We start from the raw sequence: 20,176 nt of genomic DNA on the forward strand, positions 1-20,176 counted from the left end.
GCTGCCCAGCCGTGAACGCCGACGACGGATACGCACCCCGGGCCACCGAGGCACGCGACCGCCCCGCCCGCCTCACGGTCGGCGTCGTCGGCGCGGGGCGCGTCGGCCCCGCCCTCGCCGCCGCGCTCGCCCTCGCGGGCCACCGGCCGGTCGCCGCGTCCGGCGTCTCCGAGGCGTCGCGCCGCCGCGCCGAGACGCTGCTGCCCGGCGTCCCCCTCGTCACCCCCGACGAAGTACTCGCCCGCGCCGACCTCGTCCTGCTGAGCGTCCCCGACGACGCCCTGCCCGGACTCGTCGCCGGACTCGCCGAGACCGGCGCCGTACGCCCAGGACAGCTGCTCGTGCACTGCTCCGGCCGCTTCGGCACCGGCGTCCTCGACCCCGCCCTGCGCGCCGGGGCCCTGCCGCTCGCCCTGCACCCCGTGATGACGTTCACCGGCACAGCCGTGGACGTGCAGCGGCTCGCGGGCTGCTCGTTCGGCGTCACCGCGCCCGCCGAACTGCGCACGGCCGCCGAGGCCCTCGTCATCGAGATGGGCGGCGAGCCCGAGTGGATCGAGGAACGCGACCGGCCGCTCTACCACGCCGCGCTCGCCCTCGGCGCCAACCACCTCGTCACCCTCGTCGCCCAGTCGCTCGAACTGCTGCGGCACGCGGGCGTCGCCGCCCCCGACCGCATGCTCGGCCCGCTCCTCGGCGCCGCGCTGGACAACGCGCTGCGCTCCGGCGACGCCGCCCTCACCGGGCCGGTCGCGCGCGGCGACGCGGGCACCGTCGCCGCGCACGTCGCCGAACTGCGCGCGCACGCCCCCGGCGCCCTCGCCGGCTACCTCGCCATGGCCCGCGTGACGGCGGACCGGGCACTGGACCACGGCCTGCTCAGACCCGAGCTGGCCGAGGCGCTGCTCGACGTCCTCGCCGACGGCGCCGAGGAAGGAGAGCGATGACCATATCCGTGGCCCGCACGGCGGACGAGCTGAGGAGCCTGTACGCCCCCGGCGCCGACCGCGCCGTGGTCATGACGATGGGCGCGCTGCACGAGGGGCACCTCGCCAACATGCGCACGGCCAGGCAGCGCCTCACGCCCGCCGGGCAGCTCGTCGTCACCGTCTACGTCAACCCGCTCCAGTTCGGCCCCGGCGAGGACTTCGACCGCTACCCGCGCCAGCTCGACGCCGACGTGAAGCTCGCCGAGGAGGGCGGCGCCGACATCGTCTTCGCCCCGTCCGACGCCGAGATGTACCCGGACGGCCGCCCCCGCGTCACGCTGACCGCCGGGCCGATGGGCGCCGGGTTCGAGGGCGCGGAACGCCCCGGCCACTTCGACGGCATGCTGACCGTCGTCGCCAAGCTGCTGCACCTGACCCGGCCCGACTACGCCACCTTCGGTGAGAAGGACGCGCAGCAACTCGCGCTCGTACGCCGCATGGTCCGCGACCTCGACTTCCCGGTGGAGATCCTGCCGGTCCCCACACTGCGCGACCCCGACGGCCTCGCCCGCTCCAGCCGCAACCGCTACCTGTCGCCCGCCGAGCGCACGACCGCCCTCGCCCTGTCCCGCGCCCTGTTCGCCGCCCGCGACACCACCGGCGGCCCCGCCGGACGCCTCGCCGCCGCCCGCGCCGTCCTGGACGCCGCCGCCACCGCGCGGCCGCCCCTCGCGCTCGGCTACCTCGCGCTGATCGACCCGTCCGACTTCTCCGAGATCGGTCCCGACACCGCCCACGCTGGCGAGGCCGTCCTCGCCGTCGCCGCCCGCGTCGGCACCACCCGCCTCATCGACAACATCCGGCTCACCCTGGGGACCGCCGCGTGACCACCGCACCCATCACCCCGACCGCACAAGAGACCCTGCCCCTCCCCACCGCGCTGCCCGCGCCCGCCCCCGGCTGGTCCCTCGACGCCGAGGTCGCCGTCGTCGGCTCGGGCATCGCCGGGCTGACCGTCGCCCTGCGCTGCGCCGCCGCGGGCCTGCGCACCGTCATCGTCACCAAGGCGCGGCTCGACGACGGCTCCACCCGCTGGGCCCAGGGCGGCATCGCCGCCGCGCTCGGCGAGGGCGACACCCCCGCCCAGCACCTGGACGACACCCTCGTGGCGGGCGTCGGCCTGTGCGACGAGGCCGCCGTCACCGCGCTCGTCACCGAGGCCCCGGAGGCCGTACGCCGCCTCATCGGCCTCGGCGCCCGCTTCGACACCGCCGAGGACGGCGCCCTCTCCCTCACCCGCGAGGGCGGCCACCACCGCCGCCGCATCGCCCACGCGGGCGGTGACGCCACGGGCGCCGAGGTCTCCCGCGCCCTGGTCGCCGCCGTGCGCGCCGCCGGGATCGAGACCGTCGAGAACGCCCTCGCGCTCGACCTGCTCAAGGACGCGGACGGCCACACCGCGGGCGTGACCCTGCACGTGATGGGCGAGGGCAGGCACGACGGCGTCGGCGCCGTCCGCGCCCCCGCCGTCGTCCTCGCCACCGGCGGCCTGGGCCAGATCTTCTCCGCCACCACCAACCCGGCCGTCTCCACGGGCGACGGCGTCGCCCTCGCGCTGCGCGCGGGCGCCGAGGTGTCCGACCTGGAGTTCGTCCAGTTCCACCCGACGTCGCTGTGGCTCGGCCCCGACGCCGAGGGGCAGCAGCCGCTCGTCTCCGAGGCCGTACGCGGCGAGGGCGCGTACCTGGTCGACGCCGACGGCACGCGCTTCCTCCTCGGACAGCACGAACTCGCCGAACTGGCCCCCCGCGACATCGTCGCCAAGGCCATCACCCGCCGCATGCACGAACTGGGCGCCGACCACATGTACCTCGACGCCCGCCACTTCGGCGCCGACATGTGGGCCCGCCGCTTCCCCACGATCCTCGCCGCCTGCCGCGCCCACGGCATCGACCCCGTGACCGAGCCCATCCCCATCGCACCCGCCGCGCACTACGCGTCCGGCGGTGTCCGCACCGACCTGTCGGGCCGCACGACCGTCCCCGGCCTGTACGCGTGCGGCGAGACCGCCTGCACCGGCGTGCACGGCGCCAACCGCCTGGCGTCCAACTCCCTCCTCGAAGGACTGGTCTTCGCCGGACGCATCGCCACCGCCATCACATCGAGTCCCCTTCCGCGCGCCGCCGCGCCCGTCACCGCACCCCCCGCGCCCGGTCCCGCCCTGCTGCCGCCCGAGGCCAGGACCGCCGTCCAGCGCGTGATGACCAGGGGCGCGGGCGTCCTCCGTTCGGCCGACAGCCTCGCCGAGGCGGCCCGCGCCCTGGACGCCCTGGCCCTGGACGACGACCGCAAGCCCGCCGAGCCGGGCGCGGACACGTGGGAGACGGCTAATCTGCATCTCGTCGCCAGGGTGCTCGTCACCGCCGCCCTGCACCGCACGGAGACCCGTGGCTGCCACTGGCGCGAGGACCACCCCGAGCGGGACGACGCACGGTGGCGCCGCCACCTCGTCGCCACCCTGGGCCAGGACCCCGCGGGGGCCGCCCTGTCCCTCGGGACCACCCGTACGACCGCCTTCCCGCCCACGGCGCCCCCCGCCACCGGCGGCGACCGGCAGCGCGACAGCCACCAAGGAGACCCGACCCCGTGACCAGCCCCCAGACCCCGGCGCCGCAGCGCGTGGAGCTGACCCTGCTGCCCCTCGGCACCCGGCCGACCGACGACGACGGGCCCGCGGGCGGCTGCGGCGCCGGCTGCGCGTGCGGCGACGGCGGCGGCGAGGAGGAGTACGACCCGCTGGAGTGCGGCCTCGACCCCGACCTCGCCGCGCTGCTGGCCGACGCGGGGCTCGACCCCGTGCTCGTGGAGGACGTAGCCCACCTCGCCATCGAGGAGGACCTCGACAACGGCGTGGACATCACCACCGTCGCGACCGTCCCCGAAGAGGCCGTCGCCGTCGGCGACTTCACCGCGCGCCAGGCCGGTACGGTCGCCGGGCTGCACATCGCGGAGGCCGTGCTGTCCGTCGTGTGCACCGCCGAGTTCGAAGTGGAGCGGCACGTCGAGGACGGCGACGCCGTGGAGGCCGGGCAGGTCCTCCTCACCGTCACCAGCCGCACCCGCGACCTGCTGACCGGCGAGCGCAGCGCCCTCAACCTCCTGTGCCGCCTCTCCGGCATCGCCACCGCCACCCGCGCCTGGGCCGACGTCCTCGCCGGGACCCGTACGCGCGTCCGCGACACCCGCAAGACCACGCCGGGGCTGCGCGCCCTGGAGAAGTACGCGGTGCGCTGCGGCGGCGGGCTCAACCACCGCATGTCGCTGTCGGACGCCGCACTGATCAAGGACAACCACGTCATCGCTGCGGGCGGCGTCGCCGAGGCGTTCCGCGCGGTCCGCGCGGAGTTCCCCGGCGTGCCGGTCGAGGTGGAGGTGGACCGGCTCGACCAGATCGAGCCCGTGCTCGCCGAGGGCGCCGACCTGATCCTGCTGGACAACTTCACGCCCGAGCAGACCCGCGCCGCCGTCGAGCTGGTCGCGGGCCGGGCCGAGCTTGAGTCGTCGGGCGGCCTCACCCTCGGCACGGCCCGCGCGTACGCCGACGCGGGCGTGGACTACGTCGCGGTCGGCGGCCTCACCCATTCGGCCCCCATCCTCGACATCGGCCTCGACCTGCGTCCCGAGAGGCACGCCTGACCATGCTGCTCACCATCGACGTCGGCAACACGCACACGGTCCTCGGCCTCTTCGACGGCGAGGAGATCGTCGAGCACTGGCGCATCTCCACGGACGCGCGCCGCACGGCCGACGAGCTGGCCGTGCTCCTCCAGGGCCTCATGGGCATGCACCCGCTGCTCGGCGACGAACTGGGCGACGGCATCGACGGCATCGCCATCTGCTCGACCGTCCCGTCCGTCCTGCACGAGCTGCGGGAGGTCACCCGGCGGTACTACGGCGACATCCCGTCCGTCCTCGTCGAGCCCGGCGTGAAGACGGGCGTGCCGATCCTCACCGACAACCCGAAGGAGGTCGGCGCCGACCGCATCATCAACGCGGTCGCGGCCGTCGAGCTGTACGGCGGGCCCTGCATCGTCGTGGACTTCGGCACGGCGACGACGTACGACGCCGTGTCCGCGCGCGGGGAGTACGCGGGCGGGGCCATCGCGCCGGGCATCGAGATCTCCGTCGAGGCGCTGGGGATGCGCGGCGCGCAGCTGCGGAAGGTCGAGCTGGCCAGGCCGCGGCACGTGATCGGCAAGAACACCGTCGAGTCCATGCAGTCCGGCATCCTGTACGGCTTCGCCGGGCAGGTGGACGGCATGGTCGAGCGGATGTCGCGCGAGCTGGCCGACGACCCGGACGACGTGACGGTGATCGCCACCGGCGGCCTCGCCCCGATGGTCCTGCGGGAGTCCACGGTGATCGACGAGCACGAGCCCTGGCTGACCCTGATCGGCCTGCGCCTGGTCTACGAGCGGAACGTCTCGCGCTCCTGACCGTCGGCTCCTCCTCCCCGACCGAACACGCCCGCCGTCGCCCCAATCGCCGCAAATTGTCTGCTTACCACTTAATGTCGGTCCATGGCTACGTCCCAGGGTTCCCCCACCCCCCGAGGTGGCGGGGACGAGAACGGTGAGCAGCAGCAGCGCCGCCCCGAGGCGCCCCGCCCGGTGCCGACCCCGGCGGACGTCTTCCCGCCGCGCGGCGGGCGCCGCCCGGCGGCCCGCCCGCCCCAGGAACCGGCCGACCGCGACGGGCGGGACGGCGAGGGGCGTGAGGGCCGCGACGGCGGCGGTGACGGGAGGGGTGGGGAGAACTCCTCCCAAGACGGACGGTAGGCCCCACAGCGGACGGCGGACGGCCGCTCGGTAGGCTGGGACCGGCCCGCCCGGCAGCGCGGCGGGCCCGACCGTTCCCGCGCCGCCCAGGAGGCCGATCGCTGTGGACTACATCGCCGCACTCTTCCCGCCCGCGGTGATGGCCGTGGGCTTCACCTGGCTGATCCTCACGATCATCCGGTCGCAGGGGGGCAGCAACAAGTTCAAGGAGGACGCCGCCGTGGACGCGGCCCTCGCCGCGCGCGCCGCCGAGGGCGGCGACCGGCCCGCCGCCTGAGCGGCGCCCCCTCCGCCCTCGCCGCACACCCCCTCCTCGCCGCCCGCGGCCACGCCCCGGGCGGCGCGGGGCCGCGCCGCCGCGCGCGCCGCGCGTCCCCCGGGCGGCGGACGCCCCGGAGACGGCCGGATTCCGCCGTTTCCCGGCCCTCCCGCGCCCCGGCCTCCCGTCCCGGTAGCTCCCGCTGTGCGAAACCTGCCCGTTTTGTCGCGCCGCGGTTATTCTTCCCGTGTGCCTCGACCACTGGGAGAGCTGGAAGACGCGGTGATGACCCGCGTATGGGAGTGGAACCGCCCCGTCACCGTGCGGGAAGTGCTCGAAGATCTGCGGGAGCAGCGTTCGATCGCCTATACGACGGTGATGACCGTCCTCGACAACCTGCATCAGAAGGGCTGGGTCCGCCGCGAGCAGGAGGGGCGGGCCTATCGCTATGAGGCGATCTCGACACGCGCCGCGTACTCCGCCGCTTTGATGAATGACGCATGGGCCGAGAGCGACAACGCGGCGGCGGCCCTCGTCGCTTTCTTCGGCATGATGTCGGCCGAGCAGACCGAGGCATTGCGTGACGCCTTGCGTGTGGTCGATGTCGGAGAAGTACCGGGAGAGCGGCGGGACGGACCCGAAGCCCGCGCCGGAGAGAGCGCGGGATAGCCTCTCGTTGTGTCGGAAAGCTCAACAGAAGTCACTGTGCGCCGCGCCAGGACTACAGATGTCTCCTCGATCAGGCGGCTGATCGACCGCTACTCGCGTGATGGCATCCTGCTCGACAAGGCGACCGTGACGCTTTACGAGGACATTCAGGAGTTCTGGGTGGCCGAGCGGGACCACGACGCCGAGGTGGTCGGCTGCGGGGCCCTGCACGTCATGTGGGACGACCTCGCCGAAGTGCGGACACTGGCCGTCGATCCCCGGCTGACGGGGCACGGCGTGGGCCACCGCGTACTGCAGAAGCTGCTGGGCACGGCCAGGTGGCTGGGGGTGCAGCGTATTTTCTGCCTCACCTTCGAAGTGGAGTTCTTCGCGCGTCACGGGTTCAAGGAGATCGCCGATGCGCCGGTCGCCGGTGATGTCTACAGCGAGCTGCTCCGTTCCAATGACGAAGGCGTCGCGGAGTTCTTGGGCCTGGAACGCGTGAAGCCCAACACATTGGGTAACACTCGGATGCTGCTGCATCTCTGAGAGTGCATCTCCACGAGAACAGGCCCGGCGGCTTATGTCCGAATCGTCCCGGCGTGTCTTATCGGGCTCCGGTAATCCCGGGACCGGGGTTTGTGTTTTCCCGGTCATGGCTGTTTGATGACATCCCAGTACTCGATTACATCCCGGTACGCAGACGATATTCTTCGGCGACGACGACGAAATGGAAGAGGAGCAGCCCGGTGGCACAGAAGGTTCAGGTCCTTCTCCTCGACGACCTCAGCGGTGGCGAGGCGGAGGAGACCGTCACGTTCGCGCTCGACGGCAAGACGTACGAGATCGATCTCAACGCGGAAAACGCCGACCGGCTCCGCAACGCGCTCGACCCCTATGTGAAGGCGGGGCGCCGCGCGGGCGGCGGCCGTGCCGCCCGGGGCCGCGGCCGCGCCGCCGCCGCGAACGCGGGGGGCGCCGGCGGTGAGGACACCGCGAAGATCCGCGCGTGGGCCAAGGAGAACGGCTACGAGGTCAACGACCGGGGCCGTGTTCCCGCCAGTATCCGTGAGGCCTACCAGAAGGCCGGGGCCGAGAAGGCCGGAGTCTGAACGTCGCACCGAGCCGGTCCCCGCGGGACCGGCGGCTCGCGTCCCTGTCCGGGGGGCCGCCCACCCCGGGCGGCCCCCCGGGGCCGTTCCCGGGGGCGCGCGCGACGGCCGGGGCGCCCGGGGCGGGAGTGTCCTGACGGGTCCCGGCGGCCGCATGCGGAAGAGTGACGTCCTGCCCCTGCCCCGGTCCCGCTGCGTGCCCGTCCGGTCGCACAGGGTTTTCCCGTTCGCCTGTAGCGGATGTCCATGGCTGGTACGGCATGGAGTGTCAGCCTTGAAGGGTAGGCAGTTCTTTGAGAACGATGGGCCTGGACGAGGGGCCCTGAGGACGATGGACCCCAATGGACGAGGGGGCGGTGGGAACGGGTCCAGGTGCGGACCCCCGGGTACGTTCGCCGACGGCGTAGCTGTTCCGGGGCCCAATACCTGGCCTGCGGGAACATCGTCTCGCACCATCGGGTTGGAACTGATGTCGCCTGTTCGGGGCATGGCGCCGGGGACAGGAGCAGACAGTTGGAATGAGCGGTCCCCCGTTGCGGGACTAAGCTGCGGAAGGACAGGGAGGGGACCGACCCCTTTACTGCCTGACCGCTCTGAGGAGCGATTAACGATGTTCGAGAGGTTCACCGACCGCGCGCGGCGGGTTGTCGTCCTGGCTCAGGAAGAAGCCCGGATGCTCAACCACAACTACATCGGCACCGAGCACATCCTTCTGGGCCTGATCCACGAGGGTGAGGGTGTCGCCGCTAAGGCCCTGGAGAGCCTCGGGATCTCGCTTGAGGCGGTCCGCCAGCAGGTGGAGGAGATCATCGGGCAGGGCCAGCAGGCGCCGTCCGGCCACATCCCCTTCACGCCCCGGGCCAAGAAGGTCCTGGAGCTCTCGCTCCGCGAGGCCCTCCAGCTCGGCCACAACTACATCGGCACCGAGCACATCCTGCTCGGCCTGATCCGCGAGGGCGAGGGCGTCGCCGCCCAGGTCCTCGTGAAGCTGGGCGCCGACCTGAACAGGGTGCGCCAGCAGGTCATCCAGCTGCTGTCCGGGTACTCCGGCGGCAAGGAGGCCGCGACCGCGGGCGCCCCGTCCGAGGGGACGCCGTCCACCTCGCTGGTGCTCGACCAGTTCGGCCGCAACCTGACGCAGGCGGCGCGCGAGTCCAAGCTCGACCCGGTCATCGGGCGCGAGAACGAGATCGAGCGCGTCATGCAGGTGCTCTCCCGGCGCACCAAGAACAACCCGGTGCTGATCGGTGAGCCCGGCGTCGGCAAGACCGCCGTCGTCGAGGGTCTGGCGCAGGCCATCGTCAAGGGCGAGGTGCCCGAGACCCTCAAGGACAAGCACCTCTACACCCTGGACCTGGGCGCGCTGGTCGCCGGCTCGCGCTACCGCGGTGACTTCGAGGAGCGCCTGAAGAAGGTGCTCAAGGAGATCCGCACGCGCGGCGACATCATCCTGTTCATCGACGAGCTGCACACCCTCGTGGGCGCGGGCGCGGCCGAGGGCGCGATCGACGCCGCCAGCATCCTCAAGCCGATGCTGGCCCGCGGCGAGCTGCAGACCATCGGCGCGACGACGCTGGACGAGTACCGCAAGTACCTGGAGAAGGACGCGGCTCTCGAGCGCCGCTTCCAGCCGATCCAGGTCGCGGAGCCGTCCCTGCCGCACACGATCGAGATCCTGAAGGGCCTGCGCGACCGGTACGAGGCGCACCACCGCGTCTCCATCACCGACGCCGCGCTGGTGGCCGCCGCCCAGCTGGCCGACCGGTACATCTCGGACCGTTTCCTCCCGGACAAGGCCATCGACCTCATCGACGAGGCCGGGTCGCGGATGCGCATCCGCCGGATGACCGCGCCGCCGGACCTGCGCGAGTTCGACGAGAAGATCGCCGGCGTGCGCCGCGAGAAGGAGTCCGCGATCGACTCGCAGGACTTCGAGAAGGCCGCCTCGCTGCGCGACAACGAGAAGCAGCTGCTCGCGGCGAAGGCGCAGCGCGAGAAGGAGTGGAAGTCCGGCGACATGGACGTCGTCGCGGAGGTGGACGAGGAGCTGATCGCCGAGGTCCTCGCCGCGTCCACGGGCATCCCGGTCTTCAAGCTGACCGAGGAGGAGTCCTCGCGCCTGCTGCGCATGGAGGACGAGCTGCACAAGCGCGTCATCGGCCAGCAGGACGCCATCAAGGCGCTCTCGCAGGCCATCAGGCGCACGCGTGCCGGCCTCAAGGACCCGAAGCGCCCCGGCGGCTCGTTCATCTTCGCCGGCCCCTCGGGCGTCGGTAAGACCGAGCTGTCGAAGACGCTGGCGGAGTTCCTCTTCGGCGACGAGGACGCGCTGATCTCCCTCGACATGTCGGAGTTCGGCGAGAAGCACACCGTCTCCCGCCTGTTCGGCTCCCCGCCCGGCTACGTCGGGTACGAGGAGGGCGGCCAGCTCACGGAGAAGGTGCGCCGCAAGCCGTTCTCGGTCGTGCTGTTCGACGAGGTCGAGAAGGCCCACCCGGACATCTTCAACTCGCTGCTGCAGATCCTGGAGGACGGTCGCCTGACCGACTCCCAGGGCCGGGTCGTGGACTTCAAGAACACCGTCATCATCATGACGACGAACCTGGGCACCCGCGACATCTCCAAGGGCTTCAACATGGGCTTCGCGGTGGCCGGCGACGTCGCCACCGGGTACGACCGGATGAAGGCCAAGGTCAACGACGAGCTGAAGCAGCACTTCCGCCCCGAGTTCCTGAACCGCGTCGACGACACCGTCGTCTTCCACCAGCTCACGCAGGACGACATCATCAAGATCGTGGATCTGATGGTCGCCCAGGTGGACGACCGGCTCAAGGACCGGGACATGGCCATCGAGCTGAGCACGGACGCCAAGCAGCTCCTCGCGAAGCGCGGCTACGACCCGGTGCTCGGCGCCAGGCCGCTGCGCCGGACGATCCAGCGGGACATCGAGGACATCCTGTCCGAGAAGATCCTGTTCGGCGAGCTGCGCCCCGGCCACATCGTGGTCGTGGACACCGAGGGCGAGGGGAACGACAAGGCGTTCACCTTCCGCGGCGAGGAGAAGTCCTCGCTGCCGGACGTCCCGCCGGTGGAGCAGGCGGCCGGTGGCGGCCCGAACCTGGCCAAGGAGTGACGGCTCCGGCCCGTACGTCCTGAACGGCGACCGCGCCCCCCACGGCTCCGGCTGTGGGGGGCGCGGTCGTGCCGTGCGGCGGCCCGGCAGACCCGTTCAGCGGTACAGCTCCTCGTCGATCGTGGCCAGCGTGGACGGCCGCAGGCGCGGGCCGAGGCCGTAGAACTGCTGGAAGCTCATGATCAGCGGCCGCCAGGCGTCCGGGTCGATCCGGTCGGCCGTCCCCGGCAGCCGGAGTGCGTCGGTCACATGGACGCGCGTCACCTCGGCCTCGAAGGCGATCACCCCGCCGCGCGCCGCCGGGTCGTCCTCCGCCACCGGGTGCGCGGCCCGTGCGAGCGCCTCCATGTGGACCGGGCACTCCGTCACGCGCGGCGGCGCCACCGTCTCGGACGGCGTGGCGCCGAAGCCGGCGCGCCCGAACTTGTCCCGCACGTGCCGGTAGCCGCGGCGCGCCTTCGTGGGCGGCACGGGGTCGGCGGCCGTGGTCAGCGCCAGGCGGTCCACGGCGGACACGAGGTCGTCCGACGGCAGGTTGAGGACGCACTCGCCGGTGCGCAGCAGGTTCCGGGCGGTCGCCGAGCGGGCGCCGATGCCGAGGACGGCCCGGCGGCCGAGCCAGAAGACGGACGAGAACGGCGCCAGGTTGGCCGTGCCGTCCTCGTTCCGCGTGGACAGGAGCACGACGGGCGTGCCGAAGTAGAGGATCGCCGGGTCGATCGGCCGGTGCGCGGCGTCCTGGGCGGGCGGTTCGGAGAGGGACGTTTCGTGCATACGGCCCAGCATCCGGGCGTGCCCCGGTCCGGCGCTGGCGGATTACGGACGCCTCGTCCCCGATCGGCACGCCCGGATCGCCGTGCGGCGGGAACGGGCCCACGATGGGGGGAGGAGCGCCCGGCGGAGGAGTGGGAGGTGCGGTGTGCGGCACACGATGCGCGCCGAGTACGTCGAGGAGACGCGCGGCGAGGACCGCGAGCCCGACGTGAAGACCTGGCACATGGTCCGCGGCGACGGGGACGCCACCACCGCCCTGTGCGGGCGCGAGCTGTCCGCCGACGCGCGGACGCTGCCCGAGCGCGAGTGGGGGCACACGGACGAGCTGGAGTGCCACACGTGCGGGGCGCTGTACTTCCGCGAGGTGCCGTCGAGCGGGTCGGAGACCGGCTGAGCCGCGCGGGGTCGTCCGTGCGGGATTGTCAGTGCTCTCGGGCAGACTGCACGGCATGGACGAAACACTGGCGGCGGCGGGTGAGGACGGGCTGCTCCGCTGCCCTTGGGGGATCGCGCCGGACGACTACCGGGAGTACCACGACACGGAATGGGGAGTTCCGGTCAGGGGCGACCGGGCGCTGTTCGAACGGATGTCGCTCGAAGCGTTCCAGTCCGGCCTGTCCTGGCTGACGATCCTGCGCCGCCGGGACGGCTTCCGGGCGGCGTTCGCCGACTTCGACGTGGAGCGGATCGCCGCGTTCACCGAGGAGGACGTCACCCGGCTGCTCCAGGACCCCGGCATCATCCGCAACCGGCAGAAGATCGAGGCGACGGTCTCCAACGCGCGGATCGCCGCCGGATGGGCCGACGGCGACCTGACGGAGCTGATCTGGTCGCACGCGCCCGATCCCGCCGAGCGTCCCGCGCCGCGCGGCAACGGCGACGTCCTCGCCATCACCCCCGAGTCCACCGCGCTGTCCAAGGCGCTGCGGAAACACGGCTTCCGTTTCGTCGGTCCGACCACCGCCCACGCCCTCATGCAGGCCTGCGGTCTGGTCAACGACCATCTGGCGGACTGCCACTTCCGGGGTATCGGCCGGTGACACTCCGTCGGAGAGCTGCGAGGATGCTGCGATGATCACGACCGACGATGACTGGGAGCGGCGTGTCGCACGGTTGTGGGACGAGTTCGACTCCCGGGACGAGGCCGCCTTCCGGGCGGCGATGAAGGAACTGGTCGCCGAACGGCCCCCCGAGGACCCCGCCGGGCTCTTCGAGCTGGCGTCCGCGCTGGACGCGACCGACCAGGAGTCCGAGGCCGCGCATCTCTACCGGCGCGCGCTGGCCGCGGGGCTGGCGGGGCCGCGGCGGCGGCAGGCCGTCATCCAGCTCGCGAGCACGCTGCGGAACCTCGGCCGGTCCGAGGAGAGCGTCTCCCTGCTGCGGGCCGAGCGCGCCGTCGCCTCGGACGACCTGGACGACGCGCTGGCGGCGTTCCTCGCCCTGTCCCTGACCGACGCGGGCCGGGAGCGCGAGGCGGTCTCCCTGCTGCTGGCCGCGCTCTCACGGCACCTGCCGCGCTACCGCCGCTCGGTGGAGCGGTACGCGGGCGACCTGCTGGGTTAGGGCGCGCGCCTCACCGGGGCGCGGTGCGGCACCGCGGAGCCCACCCGTTCGTCGGCCACGGGTGCGTGGTGGCCCACGAGGGCGCCGTGCGGGACGATCTGTCGCGCTCCGGACGGCTGACCGGTGGAGCGGTTGCCCCCGGGGGTGTGATCTCGGTTCTCGGTGTGGGCCGGGTCGGTCGCGGTGTGGAGGGTTTCCCGGTCGGCCGGGCCGTACCGCGGCGTCGTTGGGCCGGTGTCCCGGCCGGCTGCCGCTGGTCTTCCGCTCCGCTGGGCGGTTGACCGGTGGAGCGGTTGCCCGGGGGGTTGGCGGGCGGTGCCGGTTTTCGGTGTGCCGCGCGGTATTCGCGCTCGCGTATGTCCTCCCGGTCGGTCGCCCGGCCGTCGGCCGAACCCGTTGGACGGTCGACCGGTGGGGCGGGAAGCCCGGGTGCCGGTCGGCTGCCGGGCACCGGGCGCGGTGTCGTGGTGGCCCCGCCCGGGAGGGTCGGCGTGAGCCTCGCCGCCTCGTTCGGTACGGCCGGGTGCGCCGCCTTGTGACGCACCGCGTCCGACGACATGACGGCGCCGGGCCGCCCATCGGCTCGTCGGCCGTGACGGAACGGCTCCCCGGGCCCTTGTCAGGCGGTCGGGGAGGGCAACAGGCGGTGCAGGTGGTGGGTGAACCAGGCCGTCACCGCCTCGTCCACCACGCGCGCGGCGGGCAGTTGGGGCGCCGGCGCGGTACCGGGCTGTTCCGCCAGCGGGTGCGCCAGCCCCGGCACTGTCACCAGCCGCGCGTGGTCCTCCTCCACGGACAGCCCGCGCAGCGCGGCGACGAGGTCGGCCGCGTCCTTCCGCAGGCCGGGGAAGTCGTCGTCGCCGCTGACCATGAGCAGCGGCGGCCACGGCGCCCCCCGCGCGATGTCACCGGCCCGCGCGACGAAGTCGTGCCGGTCGGCCACCGCCCGCGACGCGTCGGTCCACGGGTACGCCCGTCCCGTCACGCCCTCGATCAGGCCGACGACCGAACGGACGCGCACCGCCCCGTTCACCACGGCGCCCGCCCCGACCCGCACGCGCCCCTCCGTCATCACACGCAGCGCCACCGCGCCGCCGAGGGAGCCGCCGACCACGCCGACCGGCGCGTCCGCGGCGACGGGGAACCGTTCCCGTATCTCGTCGAGCGCCGCCGGGGCCTCGGCCACGGCCTGGCCGACCACCGGTTCCAGGTAGGCGCGCACGGTGTCGCGGCGCGCCCGTTCCACCACCTCCCCGTTCCCGCCCGGCAGTGCGCGCGCGCCGCACCACGGCATGCCGAGGTGCACCCGCCAGGCGGGCACCCCGCGCAGCGGCAGCGCGGCGGCGAAGGCCGTCTCCGTGGCCGGCGCGTCCATCATGTGCCAGGTGACGATCAGCGGCGCGGGCCCGCCGGGGTACGGGGCGGCCGGCGGCAGGGCGGCGAAGGGGACCCCCGCGGCGGTGCGGCCGGTGACGGCCTCGGGGAGCGGGGGCTGCGTCGCGTTCATGGGCCGACGGTAGGCACGGCGCCGCCCGCGCCGGAAGTCCCGTCTGCCGCAAGCAGATCACGCCGGGCGCACGACCCGGGGAACGAACGTTCCTCCCGAACTGCCTGGCTTCCGTGTGAAATTCACGTTTGGCCGCTCCTCCCTGATTGAGCCGCCGTGGAAAAGGAACCCGTAATACATCGGACCCACCGAGCACGAGAGGAGCACGGCCATGTGCCTCGTCCCCGAACGCTCCGGGAACGCCGATTTCGCTCTGCGCTTCCCGGCCCACCCCGCCTGGGTGCGCAATGTGCGCCAGGCCATGCGGACCGCCCTCGACACGACGGTCCCCCGCAACGGCGAACTGATCGACACCGCCGTCCTGTTGACCTCCGAGGTGGTCAGCAACGCGGTCAACGCCTCGCTGCACTGCCCCACCCCGCCCCCGGTGGACGTCCAGGTCTGCTGGTCCCAGGAGGGCAACCTCCAGGTCATCGTCCACGACCGCGCCCCCGGCACGCTCGACCCGCCGGACCGCGCCCCCGCCGACGAGGACGAACACGGCCGCGGCCTGCTCCTGCTGACGCGCTGCGCCCGCCGCTGGGAGGTGTGCCGCCACACGCCGGGCCAGGGCAAGACGGTGTCGTTCCAGCTGTGAGAGGCGGCTCCCGCGCTCAGCCCTCGCGCCGGAGCCGCCCCCCGCGCGCCCGTTCCCGCTCCTGCTCCCGCGCCGCCACCACCGCGTCGCCGTGCTCGGCCGCCCAGTCGCCGACCGCCTCCAGCGGGCCGAGCAGCGTGCGCCCCAGCGCCGTCAGCTCGTACTCGACGCGGGGCGGCGCCTCGCGGTAGCGCCGGTGCGCCACCAGGCCGTGCGCCTCCAGACGGCGCAGCGTCTCGTTCAGCACCTTGGGGCTGATGCCGCCGACGCGGCGCCGCAGCGCGTACGGGCGGCAGGGGCCGTCGCGCAGGGCCCACAGCAGCACGCCGTTCCAGGTGTTCGCCAGCAGGTCGAAGCCGACCCGGGCGCGGCAGTCGGCGATGAAGTCCGGCACGGTCCGTCCCTCCCTGTCCGTCGGACACCGAACGGTGCCCATCGGATTCTCTACCGTCGGTCCCGGCGGGCCGGGTGACGGCCGCCCGCTCCACCCACCGTGCGAGAAGAGGAACGTCCCATGCGCATCGGCATACTCGGCTCCGGCGGTCTCGGCACCGCCCTCGCCGCCCGCTGGACCGCCGCCGGACACGACGTGCTGACCAGCGGACGCGATCCGGGGCGTACCGGCCGCGGGTTCGCCGACGCGGCGGCCCACGGCACCGACGCCGTCCTGGTCGCCGTCCCCGACCACGCCGCCCTCGGCGTCCTCGCCGCGATCGGCGCGGGCGGCGGCACGCTGGCCGGCCGCACCGTCGTCGACTGCACGGTCCCGCTCGTCCCCGGCACGCTCACGCTGTCCACGGCGGGCGGCCCCTCGATGGCCGAACGGATCGCCGCCGCCGCACCGGGCGCGCACGTCGTCAAGGCCTTCACGTTCGCCCCCGCCGACGTATGGGCGGCCGAGGAACCGCCGGTCTTCGACGGCGCGCCGCTCGGCGTCCCGCTGTGCGGCGACGACCCCGGGGCGCTGGCAACCGCGGGGCGGCTCGTCACCGACCTCGGCGCCACCCCGGTCGCGGGCGGCGGACTCGACCGCGCCGGGCTCGCCGAGGCGGCGTCCGCGTATCTGATCGGGCTGTGGGCGGGCGGCGCCGACGCGAGGACCGTCCTGCCCCGCGTGGGCCGGGACACCGCCCGGCCCACGCTCGGCCGCCGCTGAGGAACGGGGCGCGGTGCCTCAGTCGGCGCCCGGCAGCCGGTAGCGCCCGTCCGGCAGGCGCTCGACGAGACCGTCCGACAGCAGCCCGGCCAGGGCGCGGTTGCGCTGCTCCGGCTCGTGCCACACCCGGTCGAGCAGCGGCCTGGGCACGGGCCCGACCGCCTCCCGCAGCACCGCGAGCAGCTTGCCGCGCACCTGCCGGTCGGTGCCCGCGTACGTCTGGGTGCGCCGTGGCGGGCCCTCGTGCGCGGGGGAACCGGCCGTACGCCACGCGCACAGGTCCGCGATCGGGCAGCGGCCGCACTCGGGGCTGCGGGCGGTGCACAGCAGGGCGCCCAGCTCCATCGTCGCGGCGGCCCAGCGGGCGGCCGTCGCGGCCTCCTCGGGCAGCAGCATGCGGGCGAGCTTGCGTTCGGCGGCCGTCGTGGCGTTCGGCGGGTACTGCGTGCCGGTGACGGCCCGCGCGAAGACCCGCCGCACGTTCGTGTCGAGCACGGCGTGCCGCTGGCCGTAGGCGAACGAGGCGACAGCGGCGGCGGTGTACTCGCCGACGCCGGGCAGCGCGAGGAGCTGGTGGTGGTCGGTGGGCACCTCGCCGCCGTGCCGTTCCGCTATGGCGCTCGCGGCGCTGTGCAGCCGCAGGGCACGGCGCGGGTAGCCGAGCCGACCCCAGGCGCGTACCGCCTCGCCGGGGGCCTCGGCCGCCAGGTCGGCGGGGCGGGGCCAGCGTTTCAGCCATTCCTCATAGACCGGCAGCACGCGGCTGACGGGCGTCTGCTGGAGCATGAACTCGCTGACCATGACCCCCCAGGCGCCCGCCTCGGGGCGGCGCCAGGGCAGGTCGCGGGCGTGGTTGTCGAACCAGTCGATGACCGGGGAGTGCAGGGCCGTGTGGCCGGAGCCGGCCGTCGTCGCTGTCGTCGCTGTCGTCGCAGTCATGGCAAGGCGATCCTGGCATGCCGGGGGCACGGCACAAAGCGGCCCGCGCCGCGCGTCTCGGTGCAGCCCGGAGGCGAGGGTGGGGCGATCGGGCGTGACCGATGTCTCGTAAGGTTTCCGCGTGGGATCTCTGCGCACTCCGGTCGGGCCTCTGCCGTCCTCCATCTACTGGCGGCGCAGGGCAGTTGTCATGTTGCTCGTCGCCGTCGTCGCCCTGCTGGTGCTCTGGGCCCTGCGGCCGTGGGGCGGCGGCGGGGGTCCTGAGGCCTCCGGCGACGGCGACGGGCCCGCCGAGTCCATCACGCCGGGGCCCACGCCGTCCGAGTCGCTGATCGACGAGCGGCCCGGCGGCCGTGACGAGGCGTCGGGCGGTACGGACGGCGCGGACGGCACGGATGGCGCCGACGGCGGGACGGACGCCGGGAACGCGGACGGCGGCGCGGGCTCGTCGGACGGTGACGCCGCGAACGGCGAGGACGGCGGGGGCGGCACGGCCGAGGGCGCCCCGGGCGACGGCGCGGGCGACAGCGACGGCGACGGGCAGGGCGACATCACCGCCGCCGGGCTCCCGGCCTGCCTCCCCGCGGACGTCACGCTCTCGCTGCGCAGCGACGCCAACGAGTACCCGCAGGGCCGGCACCCCGTGCTGCGCCTCAGCGTCCACAACGAGGGCGACGCCCCCTGCAGCGTCGACTTCGGCGTCCAGGCGCTGACCGTCACCCTCGCCGACGTGGACGACGAGCGGATCTGGTCGTCCGCCGAGTGCCCGGACAACGAGGGCGCGATCCCCGTGGGCGTCACGGCCGGCGGCACCACCTCCCACACCCTCGCCTGGGACCGGCGGGAGTCCGTCACCGACTGCGACGCGGGCCCCGGCCCGGCCGCCGCGCCCGGCACGTACCTCGCCGAGGCGGAACTGGCCGGCTTCCCGGTGGCGCAGACGTCGTTCCGCCTCGACGAGGACTGAGCGGGCGTGCGGGAGGGAAACGGTAGGGACGTGCTCCGCTACACCGACGACATGACCGAGGTCGCCGAGGACATGCTCGCCGGCTTCTTCCAGGGGTGGCCACGCGCCGCCTCCCCGGCCCAGCACCTGGCGGTGCTGCGCGGCAGCTACCGGGCGGTGGTCGCCGTCGACCGGGCGGCGGGCCGCGTGGTCGGCTTCGTCACCATGATCAGCGACGGCGTGCTGACGGCCTCGATCCCGTGGCTCGAAGTGCTGCCCGCCTGGCAGGGGCGCGGCATCGGCACGGAGCTGATGCGGCGTGTGCTGGAGGGCAGCGAGCGGTTCTACTCGGTGGACCTGCTGTGCGACGCGCCTCTCCAGCCGTACTACGACCGGCTCGGCATGTCCCCGGTGCCCGGCATGACGCTGCGGCACCCGGCGGCACTGCAGGGCGGCCCGAGGGAACGCCCCGGCAAGGCGTGACGCCGCCTCGGGCGGCAGGGGCGGGCGTCCGTACGCGGTGACGGCGGCGGCTCCGACCACGGCCCTCGTCGTTCTCGCACGCCGCGACGACGCGGCGGGGCTTTCCCCCTGCAGCCGGTGCGGTCCCCGGCGCCGGGGATGACCCTGCGGCACACGGCGGCGCTGCACGGCGTTCCGAGGGGACTGCCCGGCAAGGCGTGACGTCCGCATGCGGTGACGGCATCGGCTGCGGCCATGGGCCGACACCCAGGGCTCGTGCTGCGGTGCTGGTCGGCTTCGGCTGTACTCGCGCGGCCCGGGACGATCTGCAAGACACGAGTCCCAGGGGCTGTCCGGCGCCTTGCGATACACCGCACAGGGGAGCACTCCCAGCCGCCAGGCTGGGGGAGCCGTGACCCGGCAAACCTTCCCGGCCACCGCACTAGGGTCTGTCCGGCGGGTCTTGCCTGTCTGACGACGCCCGGCGTGGGGGTACCTCCCAGGCCTCCTTGGCCCGGGGGGAACCTCGCTGCGTTGCCGCATCGCGCGAATACGGCCGGGTATGAGCTGCGATCCGGCGCCTTGCGATGCACCGGCATCTGGGGGAGCCGTGAGCCGCGACAAGATCCGCCGGACAGACCCTAGGGCTCCGGCCGGGAACGTCCGCCGGGCGGTGGGACGGTGTACTCCCATCCGGGCTGCCAGCGGGCCGGTGCCGCGACGAGGTCCGCGAGGTCCGCGCCGGTGAGCAGGCAGTCCAGGGCCCACCGGTTGGCCGAATGCGCGATCAGGAGAACGCGGCTGCCGCCCCACCGGGTGACCAGGTCGCCGAGGAAGTCCTCGGTGGCGGCCAGGACTTCTCGGTGGCTCTGCCCGCCGGGGAACGGCTTGTCGATGTGCCGGGCCCGCAGTGGGGCGAGCGTTGCCTGGGGGCGGCCGTTGAGGTGTCCGTAGTCGCATTCACGCAGGCGGCGGTCCTGGAACATCGGCACCGCGGTGCCCGCGAAGGCGATCCGCGCGGTGTCCACGGCGCGGTGCAGGTCGGAGGTGAACACCGCCCCGATGCCGTCGTCGCGGCGGCGGTCGCCGAGTTCCCCGGCCTGGCGGCGTCCGGTCGGTGACAGAACGCCGGGCAGTCGGCCGGTGGCGATCCCCGCCTCGTTGTCGGTGGTGGTGGCGTGCGTCTCGTAGACGAGCCGGACCGGCGTCCCCGCCCGGTCGTGCACGACCGGACCGCCTGGCGGCGGCGTCCACCTCAACGGATGCCCCTCTC

23 protein-coding genes are annotated in these 20,176 nt (G+C 73.8%); 18 read left to right on the plus strand and 5 right to left on the minus strand.

What is annotated here, in order from left to right; translation table 11 throughout:
• Positions 1–11 precede the first annotated feature (11 nt).
• The 11 genes from ACIBPC_RS10950 (at position 12) to ACIBPC_RS11000 (ending at position 10,919) form a co-directional block, all read left to right on the plus strand.
• Positions 12–947 carry a DUF2520 domain-containing protein gene (locus tag ACIBPC_RS10950; RefSeq protein ID WP_362960771.1) on the plus strand — a complete coding sequence of 312 codons (936 nt, stop codon included), beginning with the start codon at positions 12–14 and terminating at the stop codon, positions 945–947.
• The gene (gene panC, locus ACIBPC_RS10955; RefSeq protein WP_398842915.1) at positions 944–1,816 is read left to right on the plus strand and encodes a pantoate--beta-alanine ligase; all 873 of its coding nucleotides are present in this window, start codon (positions 944–946) and stop codon (positions 1,814–1,816) included. The genes ACIBPC_RS10950 and panC overlap by 4 nt, the downstream gene beginning before the upstream one ends.
• Positions 1,813–3,579, plus strand: coding sequence for an L-aspartate oxidase (locus ACIBPC_RS10960; protein WP_398842917.1), 1,767 nt, complete (start codon positions 1,813–1,815; stop codon positions 3,577–3,579). The genes panC and ACIBPC_RS10960 overlap by 4 nt, the downstream gene beginning before the upstream one ends.
• A gap of 29 nt (positions 3,580–3,608) precedes the next feature.
• Positions 3,609–4,625, plus strand: coding sequence for a carboxylating nicotinate-nucleotide diphosphorylase (gene nadC / locus ACIBPC_RS10965; protein WP_398843048.1), 1,017 nt, complete (start codon positions 3,609–3,611; stop codon positions 4,623–4,625).
• 2 nt (positions 4,626–4,627) lie between these two features.
• A complete protein-coding gene (locus ACIBPC_RS10970) occupies positions 4,628–5,425 on the plus strand; it encodes a type III pantothenate kinase (RefSeq protein WP_362960765.1) in 798 nt (265 codons plus the stop codon).
• Positions 5,426–5,509: 84 nt separating this feature from the next.
• The gene (locus ACIBPC_RS10975) at positions 5,510–5,767 is read left to right on the plus strand and encodes a hypothetical protein (RefSeq protein WP_362960762.1); all 258 of its coding nucleotides are present in this window, start codon (positions 5,510–5,512) and stop codon (positions 5,765–5,767) included.
• Positions 5,768–5,870: 103 nt separating this feature from the next.
• The gene (locus tag ACIBPC_RS10980; protein ID WP_362960759.1) at positions 5,871–6,044 is read left to right on the plus strand and encodes a hypothetical protein; all 174 of its coding nucleotides are present in this window, start codon (positions 5,871–5,873) and stop codon (positions 6,042–6,044) included.
• A 231-nt stretch (positions 6,045–6,275) separates the two neighbouring features.
• Positions 6,276–6,695, plus strand: a complete 420-nt coding sequence (locus ACIBPC_RS10985) for a BlaI/MecI/CopY family transcriptional regulator (RefSeq protein ID WP_362960756.1) — start codon at positions 6,276–6,278, stop codon at positions 6,693–6,695.
• 9 nt (positions 6,696–6,704) lie between these two features.
• Positions 6,705–7,223, plus strand: coding sequence for an amino-acid N-acetyltransferase (locus tag ACIBPC_RS10990; protein ID WP_362960753.1), 519 nt, complete (start codon positions 6,705–6,707; stop codon positions 7,221–7,223).
• Between the two features lie 200 nt (positions 7,224–7,423).
• The gene (locus ACIBPC_RS10995; RefSeq protein ID WP_362960750.1) at positions 7,424–7,786 is read left to right on the plus strand and encodes an Lsr2 family protein; all 363 of its coding nucleotides are present in this window, start codon (positions 7,424–7,426) and stop codon (positions 7,784–7,786) included.
• 610 nt (positions 7,787–8,396) lie between these two features.
• Complete coding sequence (locus tag ACIBPC_RS11000; protein ID WP_398842920.1) at positions 8,397–10,919, plus strand: ATP-dependent Clp protease ATP-binding subunit; 2,523 nt, start codon at positions 8,397–8,399, stop codon at positions 10,917–10,919.
• Positions 10,920–11,015: 96 nt separating this feature from the next.
• Here the strand turns inward: ACIBPC_RS11000 and ACIBPC_RS11005 are convergent, their stop codons facing one another.
• A complete protein-coding gene (locus ACIBPC_RS11005) occupies positions 11,016–11,693 on the minus strand; it encodes a flavin reductase family protein (protein WP_398842923.1) in 678 nt (225 codons plus the stop codon).
• Positions 11,694–11,838: 145 nt separating this feature from the next.
• Here ACIBPC_RS11005 and ACIBPC_RS11010 point away from each other — a divergent pair, with 145 nt between their 5' ends.
• From ACIBPC_RS11010 to ACIBPC_RS11020, 3 genes are read left to right on the plus strand one after another with little or no spacing between them, the layout of a single operon-like run.
• Positions 11,839–12,087, plus strand: coding sequence for a hypothetical protein (locus ACIBPC_RS11010; protein ID WP_362960741.1), 249 nt, complete (start codon positions 11,839–11,841; stop codon positions 12,085–12,087).
• 55 nt (positions 12,088–12,142) lie between these two features.
• On the plus strand, positions 12,143–12,733 hold the full coding sequence (locus ACIBPC_RS11015; protein ID WP_398842924.1) for a DNA-3-methyladenine glycosylase I: 591 nt from the start codon (positions 12,143–12,145) through the stop codon (positions 12,731–12,733).
• A gap of 31 nt (positions 12,734–12,764) precedes the next feature.
• Positions 12,765–13,256 carry a tetratricopeptide repeat protein gene (locus ACIBPC_RS11020; protein ID WP_362960738.1) on the plus strand — a complete coding sequence of 164 codons (492 nt, stop codon included), beginning with the start codon at positions 12,765–12,767 and terminating at the stop codon, positions 13,254–13,256.
• Positions 13,257–13,875: 619 nt separating this feature from the next.
• Here the strand turns inward: ACIBPC_RS11020 and ACIBPC_RS11025 are convergent.
• Entirely contained in the window at positions 13,876–14,763 is an 888-nt protein-coding gene (locus ACIBPC_RS11025) for an alpha/beta hydrolase (protein WP_398842927.1), read from the minus strand.
• A gap of 211 nt (positions 14,764–14,974) precedes the next feature.
• On the opposite strand from ACIBPC_RS11025, the gene ACIBPC_RS11030 reads away from it, so the two are divergent.
• Complete coding sequence (locus ACIBPC_RS11030; RefSeq protein WP_362960733.1) at positions 14,975–15,400, plus strand: ATP-binding protein; 426 nt, start codon at positions 14,975–14,977, stop codon at positions 15,398–15,400.
• 16 nt (positions 15,401–15,416) lie between these two features.
• Here ACIBPC_RS11030 and ACIBPC_RS11035 read toward each other — a convergent pair whose 3' ends face one another.
• A complete protein-coding gene (locus tag ACIBPC_RS11035) occupies positions 15,417–15,836 on the minus strand; it encodes a winged helix-turn-helix transcriptional regulator (RefSeq protein ID WP_398842929.1) in 420 nt (139 codons plus the stop codon).
• Between the two features lie 78 nt (positions 15,837–15,914).
• On the opposite strand from ACIBPC_RS11035, the gene ACIBPC_RS11040 reads away from it, so the two are divergent.
• Positions 15,915–16,556, plus strand: coding sequence for an NADPH-dependent F420 reductase (locus tag ACIBPC_RS11040; RefSeq protein ID WP_398842931.1), 642 nt, complete (start codon positions 15,915–15,917; stop codon positions 16,554–16,556).
• Positions 16,557–16,574: 18 nt separating this feature from the next.
• On the opposite strand, the gene ACIBPC_RS11045 is transcribed toward ACIBPC_RS11040, so the two are convergent.
• Positions 16,575–17,495 carry an A/G-specific adenine glycosylase gene (locus ACIBPC_RS11045; protein WP_398842934.1) on the minus strand — a complete coding sequence of 307 codons (921 nt, stop codon included), beginning with the start codon at positions 17,493–17,495 and terminating at the stop codon, positions 16,575–16,577.
• 190 nt (positions 17,496–17,685) lie between these two features.
• Between ACIBPC_RS11045 and ACIBPC_RS11050 the strand changes: the two genes are divergently transcribed.
• Entirely contained in the window at positions 17,686–18,462 is a 777-nt protein-coding gene (locus ACIBPC_RS11050) for a hypothetical protein (RefSeq protein WP_398842936.1), read from the plus strand.
• Positions 18,463–18,492: 30 nt separating this feature from the next.
• A complete protein-coding gene (locus ACIBPC_RS11055) occupies positions 18,493–18,924 on the plus strand; it encodes a GNAT family N-acetyltransferase (RefSeq protein ID WP_398842939.1) in 432 nt (143 codons plus the stop codon).
• Positions 18,925–19,544: 620 nt separating this feature from the next.
• Here the strand turns inward: ACIBPC_RS11055 and ACIBPC_RS11060 are convergent.
• Positions 19,545–20,129, minus strand: a complete 585-nt coding sequence (locus tag ACIBPC_RS11060; protein WP_398842941.1) for a histidine phosphatase family protein — start codon at positions 20,127–20,129, stop codon at positions 19,545–19,547.
• Between the last annotated feature and the right edge of the window lie 47 nt (positions 20,130–20,176).

The organism is Streptomyces sp. NPDC049879 (assembly GCF_044461265.1).
Classification (GTDB): domain Bacteria; phylum Actinomycetota; class Actinomycetes; order Streptomycetales; family Streptomycetaceae; genus Streptomyces.

Excerpts from the sequence above, each read along its gene's own strand:
- panC (WP_398842915.1), top strand. The coding sequence starts at position 944 with ATGACCATATCCGTGGCCCGCACGGCGGACGAGCTGAGGAGCCTGTAC.
- ACIBPC_RS10970 (WP_362960765.1), top strand. The coding sequence starts at position 4,628 with ATGCTGCTCACCATCGACGTCGGCAACACGCACACGGTCCTCGGCCTC.
- ACIBPC_RS10975 (WP_362960762.1), top strand. The coding sequence starts at position 5,510 with ATGGCTACGTCCCAGGGTTCCCCCACCCCCCGAGGTGGCGGGGACGAG.
- ACIBPC_RS11000 (WP_398842920.1), top strand. The coding sequence starts at position 8,397 with ATGTTCGAGAGGTTCACCGACCGCGCGCGGCGGGTTGTCGTCCTGGCT.
- ACIBPC_RS11005 (WP_398842923.1), bottom strand. The coding sequence starts at position 11,693 with ATGCACGAAACGTCCCTCTCCGAACCGCCCGCCCAGGACGCCGCGCAC.
- ACIBPC_RS11015 (WP_398842924.1), top strand. The coding sequence starts at position 12,143 with ATGGACGAAACACTGGCGGCGGCGGGTGAGGACGGGCTGCTCCGCTGC.
- ACIBPC_RS11020 (WP_362960738.1), top strand. The coding sequence starts at position 12,765 with ATGATCACGACCGACGATGACTGGGAGCGGCGTGTCGCACGGTTGTGG.
- ACIBPC_RS11025 (WP_398842927.1), bottom strand. The coding sequence starts at position 14,763 with ATGAACGCGACGCAGCCCCCGCTCCCCGAGGCCGTCACCGGCCGCACC.
- ACIBPC_RS11030 (WP_362960733.1), top strand. The coding sequence starts at position 14,975 with ATGTGCCTCGTCCCCGAACGCTCCGGGAACGCCGATTTCGCTCTGCGC.
- ACIBPC_RS11035 (WP_398842929.1), bottom strand. The coding sequence starts at position 15,836 with ATGGGCACCGTTCGGTGTCCGACGGACAGGGAGGGACGGACCGTGCCG.
- ACIBPC_RS11040 (WP_398842931.1), top strand. The coding sequence starts at position 15,915 with ATGCGCATCGGCATACTCGGCTCCGGCGGTCTCGGCACCGCCCTCGCC.
- ACIBPC_RS11045 (WP_398842934.1), bottom strand. The coding sequence starts at position 17,495 with ATGACTGCGACGACAGCGACGACAGCGACGACGGCCGGCTCCGGCCAC.
- ACIBPC_RS11050 (WP_398842936.1), top strand. The coding sequence starts at position 17,686 with ATGTTGCTCGTCGCCGTCGTCGCCCTGCTGGTGCTCTGGGCCCTGCGG.